Annotated in this window: 10 protein-coding genes; 5 read left to right on the forward strand and 5 right to left on the reverse strand. The window is 41.9% G+C overall.

Annotated elements, in window-relative coordinates; translation table 11 throughout:
- Positions 1-24 precede the first annotated feature (24 nt).
- Positions 25-762 (reverse strand): electron transfer flavoprotein subunit beta/FixA family protein, encoded by a 738-nt coding sequence (locus IPZ59_RS16435; RefSeq protein WP_236137136.1) that lies wholly within the window; start codon positions 760-762, stop codon positions 25-27.
- Positions 763-836: 74 nt separating this feature from the next.
- Here IPZ59_RS16435 and IPZ59_RS16440 point away from each other — a divergent pair, with 74 nt between their 5' ends.
- A complete protein-coding gene (locus tag IPZ59_RS16440; protein WP_236137137.1) occupies positions 837-1,163 on the forward strand; it encodes a tetratricopeptide repeat protein in 327 nt (108 codons plus the stop codon).
- A gap of 148 nt (positions 1,164-1,311) precedes the next feature.
- On the opposite strand, the gene IPZ59_RS16445 is transcribed toward IPZ59_RS16440, so the two are convergent.
- Positions 1,312-2,310 carry a zinc-binding dehydrogenase gene (locus tag IPZ59_RS16445; protein WP_236137138.1) on the reverse strand — a complete coding sequence of 333 codons (999 nt, stop codon included), beginning with the start codon at positions 2,308-2,310 and terminating at the stop codon, positions 1,312-1,314.
- Positions 2,311-2,382: 72 nt separating this feature from the next.
- Here IPZ59_RS16445 and IPZ59_RS16450 point away from each other — a divergent pair, with 72 nt between their 5' ends.
- A complete protein-coding gene (locus tag IPZ59_RS16450; protein ID WP_236137139.1) occupies positions 2,383-2,544 on the forward strand; it encodes a hypothetical protein in 162 nt (53 codons plus the stop codon).
- Positions 2,545-4,259: 1,715 nt separating this feature from the next.
- Here IPZ59_RS16450 and dnaB read toward each other — a convergent pair.
- Positions 4,260-5,831, reverse strand: a complete 1,572-nt coding sequence (gene dnaB / locus IPZ59_RS16455) for a replicative DNA helicase (RefSeq protein ID WP_189585113.1) — start codon at positions 5,829-5,831, stop codon at positions 4,260-4,262.
- A 171-nt stretch (positions 5,832-6,002) separates the two neighbouring features.
- Here dnaB and IPZ59_RS16460 point away from each other — a divergent pair, with 171 nt between their 5' ends.
- Positions 6,003-7,373: a UDP-N-acetylmuramate--L-alanine ligase gene (locus IPZ59_RS16460; protein ID WP_236137140.1), complete on the forward strand. Its 1,371-nt coding sequence runs from the start codon at positions 6,003-6,005 to the stop codon at positions 7,371-7,373.
- A 3-nt stretch (positions 7,374-7,376) separates the two neighbouring features.
- Positions 7,377-8,183, forward strand: a complete 807-nt coding sequence (locus IPZ59_RS16465) for a 3'-5' exonuclease (protein WP_189585107.1) — start codon at positions 7,377-7,379, stop codon at positions 8,181-8,183.
- A 90-nt stretch (positions 8,184-8,273) separates the two neighbouring features.
- Here IPZ59_RS16465 and IPZ59_RS16470 read toward each other — a convergent pair whose 3' ends face one another.
- Both IPZ59_RS16470 and IPZ59_RS16475 read right to left on the reverse strand, forming a co-directional pair.
- Positions 8,274-9,854 (reverse strand): NAD(P)/FAD-dependent oxidoreductase, encoded by a 1,581-nt coding sequence (locus tag IPZ59_RS16470; RefSeq protein ID WP_236137141.1) that lies wholly within the window; start codon positions 9,852-9,854, stop codon positions 8,274-8,276.
- A gap of 224 nt (positions 9,855-10,078) precedes the next feature.
- Positions 10,079-11,044 carry a tryptophan 2,3-dioxygenase family protein gene (locus tag IPZ59_RS16475; protein WP_236137142.1) on the reverse strand — a complete coding sequence of 322 codons (966 nt, stop codon included), beginning with the start codon at positions 11,042-11,044 and terminating at the stop codon, positions 10,079-10,081.
- A gap of 119 nt (positions 11,045-11,163) precedes the next feature.
- Here IPZ59_RS16475 and IPZ59_RS16480 point away from each other — a divergent pair, with 119 nt between their 5' ends.
- Positions 11,164-12,372: an acyl-CoA dehydrogenase family protein gene (locus IPZ59_RS16480; RefSeq protein ID WP_236137143.1), complete on the forward strand. Its 1,209-nt coding sequence runs from the start codon at positions 11,164-11,166 to the stop codon at positions 12,370-12,372.
- Positions 12,373-12,394 lie beyond the last annotated feature (22 nt).

Raw genomic sequence — 12,394 nt, forward strand, 5'->3', positions numbered from 1 at the left:
GTCTTATATTTATGGGATTAAGGATTAAAGCACTTTGGCTTCATTTTTCAACAACTTCACTAATTCATCTACATTATCTTTATCTATCAATTTCACAGCTCCTTTGGCAGGTGGCAACTGGAAAGTGCTAACGCTTGTCGCTACCTCATCATTGCTTGGCTCCACTACTTGTAAAGGCTTCGTACGGGCAGACATGATTCCTCTCATGTTCGGGATTTTCCACTCTGCAATTGGCTCTTGGCAACCAGCAATCAAGGGTAATTTAGCCTCAACTTGCTCCTTACCACCTTCAATCTCTCTAGCCATTTTAACTGTGTCACCATCTACTTCCAACTTCATTACAGGAGAAAAAGAAGGCATACCTAATAGTTCTCCTACCATGCCATGGACCATACCTCCATTGAAATCAATAGACTCCCTCCCCATCAAAATCAAGTCATATCCATTTGATTTGGCAATCTGGGCTATTTGATTGGCTACAAATAAGGAGTCTTTTGGATGAGCATTGATACGGATAGCGTCGTCAGCACCAATTGCCAAAGCTTTTCTAAGGGTTGGTTCAGTATCAACTTCTCCTACATTCAATACAGTTAAACTTCCTCCTAACTGTTCCTTCAATTCTACTGCTCGTGCCAAGGCATAGTCATCGTATGGTCCAATAATGAATTGAACACCGTTCTTATCAAACTTGGTATTATTGTCAGTAAACTGGATTTTGGATGTGGTATCCGGCACGTGTGTTATACAAACTAATATCTTCATTATGTATATTTGGATTGATTATTTAATAAATTGCGTGAATTTAGTGATTAAGGCTTTAAGAAAAAAAAGAAATCATGAGCAAATTGTCCCGAATCGAACTCTTACAATCGTTTGCAGAACAAGAGCCTGAAAATCCATTTAACTGGTATGCACTGGCAATAGAGTTTTTGGAGTCTGAACCAGAACAAGCACTTAATTATTTTGATAAACTCTTAATTGAACATAAAGGTTATCTTCCTACCTATTATCATGCAGCCGCTTTATTTGCTGAATTTGGAGATCTTGAAAAAGCTAAAAGAACCTACGAAGAGGGGATTGTTTTAGCAAAGAATCTTTCAGAAACCAATGCTTTGAGGGAATTACAAAATGCCTATCAGAATTTCCAATTTGAATACGAGTGATCTCTTACGAAGTCTCTCGCAGATATAGGAGATTTGGCAGATAAAGCGCAGGTTTTAAAAGATCCGGCAGGATTTAAAATCCTGCCGGATCTTTTTGTGTTATGACACTTGTTTCTCGTTTCTCGCTTCTAAACTCTCGCCTCTAACTTTATCCTTTCAACACTATCTTCCCCATCTGACTCCCTGCCTTCATTCGATCGAAGGCTTGAACAGCTTCGTCTAAGGAAAATACATGATCAATCACGGGCTTGATTTGATGTTGATTGACAAAGTTAAGCATAGCCTCAAAGTCTTTGTCTGAACCCATGGTAGAGCCAATGATTTGGAGTTGGTTCCAGAATACTTTTCTAGCATCAAAACCAGTAGGATTGCCTTTGGTAGCTCCATAAAAAACTATTCGGGCACCTGGATTGGCTAATTTAATCAAGTTATTAAAAGTATCCCCTACCGCAGAATCGATGATCAAATCAAAACCTCCGGTAAGAGCAATTGCTTCTTTGACCCAGGCTTCATTGGTATAGTCAAAAGCTCCTGTTACTCCTAAAGAAAGTGCTTTTTGGCGTTTTTCTTCACTACTGCTGCTTACATAAACTTCAGCCCCTGCCGCTATTGCAAATTGTACAGCAAATTGGGCTACGCCTCCTCCGAAACCAGTTACCAATACTTTCTCATCTTTTTGAAGTCTTCCTTGAACCATCAAGGCTCTAAAGGCAGTCAAGCCACCCAAAGGCAGGGCTGCAGCCTCTTCCCAAGACAGATGGGATGGTTTTTCATGAAGACGGTCTGTCTTTATGTTGATAAACTCTGCCAAAGTACCATTATCAGGCATTCCCAAAATTTTATACTCTTTTACTTGCACTCGCTCATCTTCACCCCAATTCAAGGAAGGGTTGATGATTACCTCTTTTTTTAACCAAGAGGAATCCACCCCTTCACCCAATTCAACCACCACACCAGCACCATCCGAACCTAAAATCACACCATCCTTTAAATTAGGATACAATCCCTGTCTACACCATTCATCCCGATGATTTAAGGCACCTGCTTTTACCTGTACTATTACCTCCCCTTCACCCACCTTTGGCTTTTCAACATTTTTTATTTCTAACTGATTGGCAACACTTCTATTTAAAACAACTGCTTTCATGGTTTATGTTGGATTTATTGGATTTTAACACGATAGGGATGGAATTAGTTTGGTTCTCCCAGATAAAACGGATTGAGCGGATTTGACGCAGATTTTGATGGATATTGGCTGATGCGATATTGGTGGATATTATTGGATATTGAAGGATATTGGCTGATGCGATATTGGTGGATATTATTGGATATTGGTGGATATTGGCTGATGCGATATTGGTGGATATTATTTGATATTTAGATTTATGGATATAGAAAGATTTTTGGGGGTAGTGGGGGGAAATATGCTAGGCGAAATAATGTGGAAATAATTTTTTGGATATTGATGGATATTGGCTGACGCGATATTGGTGGATATTATTGGATATTTAGATATTTGGATATAGAGGTTTTGGGAATTAAATTATGTTGATTCCTTTTGTAAGGTTGGTAAAACCCATAAGGGGCGTTAGCCGGGTAATCTTCGTAGAACATGCCTGTTTGAAATCATTCAGAAGGTCGTAGCCCTGAGGTCTTAAATCAGAAACTATCTGCGTATTCGTGCCAATTCCTGAGTCATGCGACCAAATTTTTCATCTACTTTTTTTCAGCGTTTTCTGTAGATTCTGCGAGAAATATCTATCTGTGGCAATCTGTGAAATCTGTGGACCGCCTTAAGGGAGTCATGCGACCGAATTTCCGCAATAACTTTCAGCGCTTTCTGCGTATTCCCCAAGAACTCCCCTCTTCGTGTAATTCGTGCCATTAGTGGACAGCCTACCCATGTAGTACTGCGCCTACAGGGCAGATGAGAGGTGCCTTGGTCTATCAATCCATGGGTTTGGAAACCCATGGTTACTATTGTGCTGACCCTCACGGGTCAGGGCTACAACATCGATTTCAAAGTTTTCTGTGTATTCTGCGCTTTCTGCGAGCCCCAATTTGCGACAGCAAATCCATCTGTGTCAATCTGTGAAGATCAAATTATCAATCTGTGTCTAATAATCATCTAGCTGGACAAGACCTCAGCGCTACGCGCCTCTAGTTCCCTGCATTATATCAATTGCTACGAAGACCACAGGGCTACGCCCCTGGTTGTTCGGGTACACCAATAAATTTTAGATTTCAGAAGGCAGGTTTTAGATTTGGTTTTCTCCTTTTCGCAAGCTGCAGGCATTCCTTATCTGTGCAAATTTGTGAAATCTGTGGACCGCCTTAAGGGAGCCCTGCGGCCAAATTTCCCCAATAACTTTCAGCGTCTTCCGTGGATTCCGCGAGAACTCCCTATCTGTGCCAATCTGTGAAATCTGTGGACCGCCTTAAGGGAGCCCTGCGACCAAATTTCCCCAATAACTTTCAGCCTCTTCCGTGGATTCCGCGCCTTCAGCGAGCCCCAATTTGCGATGGCAAATCCATCTGCGTTAATCTGTGAAGATCAAATTATCAATCTGTGTCTAATAATCATCTGGCTGGACAAGACCTCAGCGCTACGCGCCTCTGATACCAAGTATTATATCAATTACTACGAAGACCACAGGGCTACGCCCCTAGTTGATCGGTTTCATCAATAAATTTTAAATTTCAGAAAGCAGGTTTTAGATTTGGTTTTCTCCTTTTCGCAAGCTGCAGGCACTCCCTATCTGTGCCAATCTGTGAAATCTGTGGACAGCCTTAAGGGAGCTATCCGACCAAATTTTTCCATATTCTTTTTTCAGCGTTTTCAGTGGATTCCGCGAGAACTCCCTTTCTGTGCCAATCTGTGAACCGCCGTAAGGGAGCTATGCGACCGAATTTCCCCAATAACTTTCAGCCTCTTCCGTGGATTCCGCGAGAACCCCAAATTCCTGCCTGCGGCAGCCAGGCGCGCCATTAGTGGACAACCTTCTTCCCGTGGTAAAAATCTTCGAGGTCTGAAAGACCTTAAAGGTTACATTCCTTTCCTTTCCGTGGATTCAGCGCTTTCTGTGAGCATACTCCTTAGAAAGGTGCAGGCTCACCGCCCCATCCTCCTGCCAATGGATCATCATCTCCGTTGGCTTTGCTTTGTAACCTGATAGTATTTCCGGTTTCAAAATCTCCAGAAGCTGCACTCGGGAATTTGGTGCTGTAAGATACATCTTGTGGCTTGTACGGTACATTCATTTCCAAATCTGTAAACTTCGTGTATTTTCCAATAAAGCGGAGTTTGACATTCTCCAACGAACCGTTTCTGTGCTTAGCAATGATCACCTCACCCACACCCATGGTGGAATGTCCATCTTCATCTTCTGTGATACCATAATATTCGGGCCTGTACAAAAACATTACCATATCCGCATCTTGCTCAATCGCTCCTGATTCCCTCAAATCGGATAATTGTGGACGCTTATCTCCACCTCGTGTCTCCACAGCTCGGGACAACTGCGAAAGCGCAATCACTGGCACACTCAACTCTTTCGCCAATTTTTTCAACCCTCGGGAAATACTCGCAATCTCTTGTTCACGGTTACCACCCGAACCACCAGACTTACTATCCCCTGACATCAACTGCAAGTAGTCAATTACAATCAGCTGAATATCATGCTGAGCTTTTAATTTTCTACACTTGGCTCGTAACTCCAAGATAGATAAGGCAGGGGTATCATCCACAAACAGCGGCGCCTTTGAGAGCTTTCCAGTTTTGTGAACCAACTGCTGCCATTCATATTCTGCTAAGGTTCCCTTTTTGATTTTTTCTGAATCTAGTTCAGCTTCTGAAGAAATCAGACGATTGACCAGCTGTATGGAAGACATCTCCAATGAAAAAATTGCAACCGGTCTTTCATGGTCCACCGCTGCATTGCGCAAAACAGACAATACAAATGCTGTCTTACCCATGGCAGGACGGGCAGCTATGATCACTAAATCAGATTTTTGCCAGCCCGAGGTAACTCTGTCCAAAGCAGTAAAACCACTGGGCACACCCGTCAATCCATCTTTCTGTCCTTTTTTCGCTTCTAATTCCAAAATCGCTTCCTTCATAATAGAGCGCATATCGGAATAGTTTTTTCGGATATTCTTTTCTGAAATTTCAAAAAGTGACTGCTCCATTTTATCAAGCAGCTCGAATACATCCGTGGTATCCTCGTAAGCATCCCGCTGAATTTCTGAGGCTATGCTGATCATTTCCCGCTTCATAGACTGCTCCATGATGATACGGGCGTGATATTCTATATTGGCAGCAGAAGATACACGCGAGGTTAATTCTGTTATAAAAAATGCTCCCCCTGCAATTTCCAATTTCCCCGTTTTCCGTAACTGATTAGTGACGGTCAGCATGTCAATCGGTTGGGATTCAGAAAACAACTCTAAAATAGCCTGATAAATAACTTTATGCGCTTCTTTGTAGAAACTTTCAGTTTTTAACAAATCCACCACATTAGTCAACGCCTCTTTTTCAAGCATCAATGCCCCTAGCACAGCCTCTTCCAAATCAAGTGCCTGTGGTGGTAACTTTCCTAAATTGGTGTTCAAATCGGGTTTTTTCCTACCGATCACTCTATCTCTAGAGCCGGGATTATTCTCTGCCATATCAACAAAAGTACTTCCTTTAACCCAATGTTTTTGAACAATTTACCCACGAGATATCCACAACGCTTTCAATTACTTGAAAATCATCACTTTCTAAAAATATCAAAAGAATCCAACATTTACCGTACAATCTCTCCTCCCTTTAGTACCTTTGGATATTCTTTTAGTCGTATGAGTCAACATTACCACTTTATAGCTATCGGCGGTGCTGTTATGCACAATCTCGCCCTCTCCATGGTTCAAAAAGGCTACATCGTCACAGGTTCTGACGATGAAATCTACGAACCCTCCCGTACACGCCTGGAAAAAGCAGGAATACTCCCCAACGCTAAAGGTTGGTTCCCTGAAAAAATCCATCCCGGATTGGATGGAATCATCCTAGGCATGCACGCGCGCATCGATAATCCAGAATTACAACAAGCTAGAGCATTGGGTATTCCGGTCTATTCCTTCCCAGAATTTATCTATCAACAAAGTAAGGATAAAACTCGGATTGTCATCTCAGGAAGTCATGGCAAAACCAGCATTACTTCTATGATTTTGCATGTCTTAAGCTTTCATCAGCTCGCTTTCGACTATCTTGTTGGAGCTCAATTAGAAGGGTTTGACTTGATGGTCAAACTATCGGATGCTCCTATTATCATCATTGAGGGAGATGAATACCTAACCTCTCCGGAGGATAGAAGGCCAAAGTTCTTCCATTACCATCACGACATTCTCCTCATGAGTGGTATTGCTTGGGACCACTTCAATGTATTTCCCACCTTCGAAGGATACAAAGACCAATTCAGGCAGGTCATCACCATGACTCCTGATACGGGGGTTTGGATTTATTGCGAAGAAGATGCCGAAGTAAAAACTTTGGCAGCAGAAGTCTCCAACCCAGCATTCAAAACAATCCCTTACGGTGTCCACTCCCATAGGATTGACGCTGGAAAAACCTATTTATCAACAGCTACGGGTGAAATCCCACTCCATATATTCGGGGCCCACAATTTACAAAACCTCTCCGGTGCCCTTCAGGTATGCCTACAGATAGGCTTGACCGAGAGTCAATTTTATCAGGCAATCGCAAGCTTCAAAGGTGCTGCAAAAAGGCAAGAAGTACTGGCATCTTCCGACCAATCTATCCTTTATCGGGATTTTGCGCATGCCCCTTCCAAACTGCAGGCAACCGTACAGGCAGTAAAAAATCAGTTTCCTGAAAGAAAATTAATTGCTGTACAAGAATTACATACCTACAGTTCGCTCAACAAAGACTTTGTACACAATTATGCGCATACCTTTGATATGGCGGATGAGGCGATTATTTATTTAAATCCAAAAGCCGTATCTTTGAAAAAGCTGGAACTGATGGACCTTGCTACGCTTCGCGAAGGGTTCCAACGCGCAGACTTGAAGCTTTTTACAGACATCCAGGAATTAAAGTCCTTTTTGGAAAACCAAAACTATCATCAAACCAACTTATTACTCATGAGTTCGGGCAACTACGATGACATGGATCTCCAAAACATTACAAATAAAATCGAACAAACGAATTAAGACATGAATTTGAATATCAAAACCCCCATTGCTTTTTTTGACATCGAATCTACGGGAACGAATGTTTCTACCGATAGAATCGTCGAAATTTCCATTTTAAAAGTTCATCCAGGAGGAAAAGAGGAATTAAAAACAGAGTTGGTCAATCCAACCATACCCATTCCTGCCGAAACATCTGCCATCCATGGCATCTATGACAAGGATGTGAAAGATAAACCAACATTTAAAGATTTATCGAAAGACATGCATCAGTTTTTAGCAGGTGCAGATTTAGCAGGCTTCAATGTGCTAAAATTTGATATTCCATTGTTGGTGGAAGAGTTTTTGAGAGCAGGAATAGATTTCGATATCGAGAAAAGAAATATCCTCGATGCTCAAAAAATCTTCCATATGATGGAAAAGAGAAATCTTTCTGCCGCCTATAAATTCTATTGCGGAAAATCTTTAGAAAATGCTCATAGTGCTGAAGCGGATACCGTAGCAACTTATGAAGTATTCAAGGCCCAAATTGAAAAATATGCTGGAGAAACAGCCGAAGATCTGCTGGGGAATAAAATTGGAGTCTTCGAAAATGACATGAAAAAAATCCACAACATTCTCAACGAGAAAATGGTGGATCTAGCCGGTCGATTTATTTTTAATGAAAAAGGAGAAGAGTGTTTTAATTTTGGTAAACACAAAGGCAAAACAATCGAACAGGTGTTGAAAGAAGAACCTTCTTACTATGATTGGATGATGAAAGGAGATTTCCCATTGGATACCAAGCGCAAATTCACACAGGTGAAGTTGAGGGCTTTCAACAATCGGTAATCTGATTTTATTGAAATAAAGATGTCTTCCTATCTGAATGGCTCATAACCACTATGATAGGAAGACATTTTTTATATAGCTTATTGAATTTTAACGTCTTACATACTTCTCAACCAATCGTTCTGCACATCGCTCTCCATCCATGGCAGCGGAAACAATTCCTCCAGCATACCCTGCCCCTTCACCACAAGGATACAAGCCCTTGATAATCGGATGTTCAAAGGACTCTTTATCGCGAGGAATTCTCACAGGAGAGGAAGTTCTGCTTTCTATTCCGATCAGTTGAGCTTCATTGGTCAAATACCCTTTCATCTTCTTACCAAAAGCAACTAAACCCTGTCTTAATCTTTCTGATATCATTTTAGGTAATACCGCATGCATATCTACCGAGGAAAGTCCTGGCTGGTAAGATGTATCCAATAAGGACTCACTGACCTTTCTGTTAGTAAAATCGACCATACGCTGCGCTGGAGCAACCTGAGTTTCTCCCCCCATCTTCCAAGCCTTTTGCTCCACTTCTGCTTGAAACATCATTGCGGCTAAGGGGCCATAATGCGCATATTGAGGTAAATCCTCGAGTTCTACAGCCACAACCATTCCCGAATTGGCATATTTGCTATCCCTCCTACTTGGAGACATCCCATTCACAACCAACTCTCCTGGTGCAGTAGCGGCCGGAACAATAAATCCACCTGGGCACATGCAAAACGAAAACACCCCACGCTGCTTCCCTTGATATTCCGTCTGCTGTACCAAGGAATAATAGGAAGCAGGTAAATATGGCCCCCTATCCACTTCACAATGATACTGAATCTGATCAATCAAGTTTTGCCTATGCTCGATCCTAACCCCTAAAGCAAAGGGCTTAGCCTCAATCAAGATTTGTTTTTGATGGAGCAAATGAAAAATATCCCGAGCAGAGTGTCCTGTGGCTAAAATCACACCTTTGCCAAGGACTTTTTCTCCATTCTGAAGAACGACTCCTTTCATTTCATTCCCATCTAAGATGAAATCTACCACCTTGGTATCAAAAAGTACCTCTCCCCCAGCCTCGAGGATGGAATTTCTGAGTTCGGCCACCAATTTGGGAAGTTTGTTTGTTCCAATATGTGGATGGGAGTCCACCAAAATCTCTTCCGTAGCTCCATGAGCTACAAAAATCTCCATAATGCGGCGGATGTCACCTCGCTTCTTGGAGCGAGTATATAACTTTCCATCAGAATAAGTTCCTGCACCACCTTCACCAAAACAGTAATTGGATTCTGGATTAACGATATGGTCTTTGTTGATTGCCGCCAAATCCCTTCTGCGGGCACGTACATCTTTCCCTCTCTCAATCAATATAGGTTTGACACCTAATTCAATTGCCCGCAAGGCAGCAAACATTCCAGCAGGACCTGCCCCTACAATGATGATGGGTTCAGCATTTCTGACATTCGGGTAATCGTTGTGAAAAGTGAGCATAGGCTCGGGTGCTTCTTTCACAAAAACCTCTGCGGTAACATTGATTTTCACCTGCCTTCCACGTGCATCAATGGATCGTTTGACTTGACGGGCATATACCTCTGATTCTGATAGCGTTATTCCAGCAGATTTTAACGCCGCAGCTTTAAAAAGCTCTTCCGTGTACGCCACTTCCGGCGTCAGTTGTAATTGAATTTCTTTTTTCATCGTAAGGTGTCTATCCTTAAAGTAGTGATTAGTGTATTTTTGATTAGTGGATTAGTAATTGAGTGATTTAGTGAAATGGTCCAAGGTCCATTGTCGACAGTCAACAGTTCTGCGACTAACAAGTGAGGAGTATGCAATTTCGTTGTTCGAAAGATAAAATCAAGTTTCTAATACGCCCCTGTCTTGATTCTTGATTCTTGCCTCTTGCTTCTAATCTCTCCCTTCTAACTCTCCTCATTCCCAAATATTTCCTTCACTACCCATCCTTTTCCCCATTCATCCATCTCTTCTTGGGTCCAAAGTTCGGGATAAAAGATTACTTTTTGGAAACGTGGGGGAAGGTATTTTTGCCAGTTGGTACCACCCGTAGCTGCAATATCATGAGGGTCACGATGCAAGTAGCGTACCGCAGATTTATAATGTGCCAAGGGCCAAAAGACATTAGCTTTCAGGTCCAGACTACGCATCAACTCTTTTAGTTCCTCGTCCTTATCTTCACAGGATTCATATTTTTTCCATAGATTTTTAGTCCCATAAGCATCAATCAATTCCTTTAATTCCTTTCCATATTTTTTTTCAAAGGTTTTTAAGGTCAGTGTTTTTTCTCCTGTGGCCAATTCCTTAGCCCCGTGTTGCCAATACAAATTATCAAATAGTACTGCTGTCTGTCTTTCTCCTTGCAAGTCTGCTCGTTTATCTCTGTGAAGCAATTGATGTGCCTCTGTCGCAAGGATTTCAATCACTCGATACTGGGCACTTTGGAAGCCACTGGAAGGAAGTAAAGACATTCGGAATTTAAGAAACTGCTCTTTCTCCATACCCTTCCACATCACTGCAAAAGAGGCTATTAATTGATCAAAATACATCAGGACACGCTCCAATCTAGCTTTGAAAAAGGAAGCTTTGATTGCAGGCTCATCTGCCAACTGCTCCATTTCCCAAATGATTAATTTGAAATAAAGCTCAGTGATTTGATGGTAGATGATAAAGATTTTTTCATCCTTGAAAGAGGTCCTCGGCTGCTGCAAAGAGAGCAGCATATCCAAGTTGATATAATCCCAATAGGTCATATAATCCGCATACAGCAACCCTTCCAAATAGGAAGAGAGGTCTTGCCCGGAAGCTTTAAATTTCTCCTGAAGTTGCTCTATCTTCTCTAAAATGTGTTTTGGGGTCTCTGCTGGGTTCATGTGCTAAATTTTATGGGCGCTACGATAGTATTTATCAGCTCTTTGTGTTTATTTCAAGCTTTGAAAGCGTCTTTGTTGCGCAAAATTCCGTTATAATTAGCAATAAACCAAAAACTGTTATGGAACAACTGACAGCAGTACACAAATCATCCAAGCAAGACACATTTGAGGGGGTAGATTTTTACCAAGTGGATGATTTACTGACCGAAGAGCATTTGTTGATTCGTTCATCCGTCCGTGATTTTGTAAAAAGAGAAATCAGCCCATATATTGAGGATTGGGCACAGCGTGCACATTTCCCTTATGAAATCGTAAAGAAATTCGGTGATGTGGGAGCATTTGGTCCACAAATTCCTGCCGAGTACGGAGGTGGTGGTTTGGATTACATTGCCTATGGATTGGTGATGCAAGAAATCGAACGGGGCGACTCTGGCATGCGTTCCACTGCATCCGTTCAAGGTTCCTTGGTAATGTACCCAATTTACAAGTTTGGTTCTGAGGAACAAAAACACAAATACCTTCCAAAATTAGCTTCTGGAGAAATGCTGGGATGCTTTGGATTGACTGAGCCTGACTTTGGTTCAAATCCCTCCGGCATGGTTACCAACTTCAAAGATATGGGAGACCATTACTTGTTGAATGGCGCTAAAATGTGGATTTCCAACTCTCCTAAAGCCGATATTGCGGTGGTTTGGGCTAAGAATGAAGCAGGTAGAATCCATGGATTGATTGTAGAGCGAGGTATGGAAGGATTCTCTACACCTGAAACACACGGCAAGTGGTCTTTGAGAGCTTCTGCTACTGGTGAACTGGTCTTTGATAATGTAAAAGTTCCTAAAGAAAACTTACTTCCCAATAAAAGTGGACTCGGAGCTCCCATGATGTGCTTAGATTCTGCCCGCTTTGGAATTGCTTGGGGTGCAGTTGGTGCAGCGATGGATTGTTATGAATCCGCTCGCAAGTATGCTGCGGAACGTATTCAATTTGACAAACCCATCGGTTCTTTTCAGTTGATCCAAAAGAAATTGGCAGAAATGCTTTCAGAAATCACCAAAGCTCAATTGCTCAATTGGAAATTAGGAAAAATGATAAATGAGGGAAAAGCTACTACTGCACACATCTCCTTGGCAAAACGAAATAATGTAGCTATGGCCTTAGATATCGCTCGTGAAGCACGGCAGATACATGGTGGCATGGGTATCACTGGAGAATACCCCATGATGCGACACATGATGAATCTAGAATCTGTCATCACCTATGAAGGAACTCATGATATCCATTTGTTGATCTTGGGTCATGAGATTACGGGTATTCCTGCTTTCAAGTAAAGTCAACTTCTATCCTTATTAT

The sequence above is a fragment of the Mongoliitalea daihaiensis genome (genome assembly GCF_021596945.1).
In the GTDB taxonomy this organism is placed as follows: Bacteria; Bacteroidota; Bacteroidia; order Cytophagales; family Cyclobacteriaceae; genus Mongoliitalea; species Mongoliitalea daihaiensis.

Bases quoted from the DNA above. Each gene is read 5' to 3' on its own strand.
- IPZ59_RS16480 (WP_236137143.1), top strand. From the start codon at position 11,164: ATGGAACAACTGACAGCAGTACACAAATCATCCAAGCAAGACACATTT.
- IPZ59_RS16440 (WP_236137137.1), top strand. From the start codon at position 837: ATGAGCAAATTGTCCCGAATCGAACTCTTACAATCGTTTGCAGAACAA.
- IPZ59_RS16470 (WP_236137141.1), bottom strand. From the start codon at position 9,854: ATGAAAAAAGAAATTCAATTACAACTGACGCCGGAAGTGGCGTACACG.
- dnaB (WP_189585113.1), bottom strand. From the start codon at position 5,831: ATGGCAGAGAATAATCCCGGCTCTAGAGATAGAGTGATCGGTAGGAAA.
- IPZ59_RS16435 (WP_236137136.1), bottom strand. From the start codon at position 762: ATGAAGATATTAGTTTGTATAACACACGTGCCGGATACCACATCCAAA.
- IPZ59_RS16460 (WP_236137140.1), top strand. From the start codon at position 6,003: ATGAGTCAACATTACCACTTTATAGCTATCGGCGGTGCTGTTATGCAC.
- IPZ59_RS16465 (WP_189585107.1), top strand. From the start codon at position 7,377: ATGAATTTGAATATCAAAACCCCCATTGCTTTTTTTGACATCGAATCT.
- IPZ59_RS16445 (WP_236137138.1), bottom strand. From the start codon at position 2,310: ATGAAAGCAGTTGTTTTAAATAGAAGTGTTGCCAATCAGTTAGAAATA.
- IPZ59_RS16475 (WP_236137142.1), bottom strand. From the start codon at position 11,044: ATGAACCCAGCAGAGACCCCAAAACACATTTTAGAGAAGATAGAGCAA.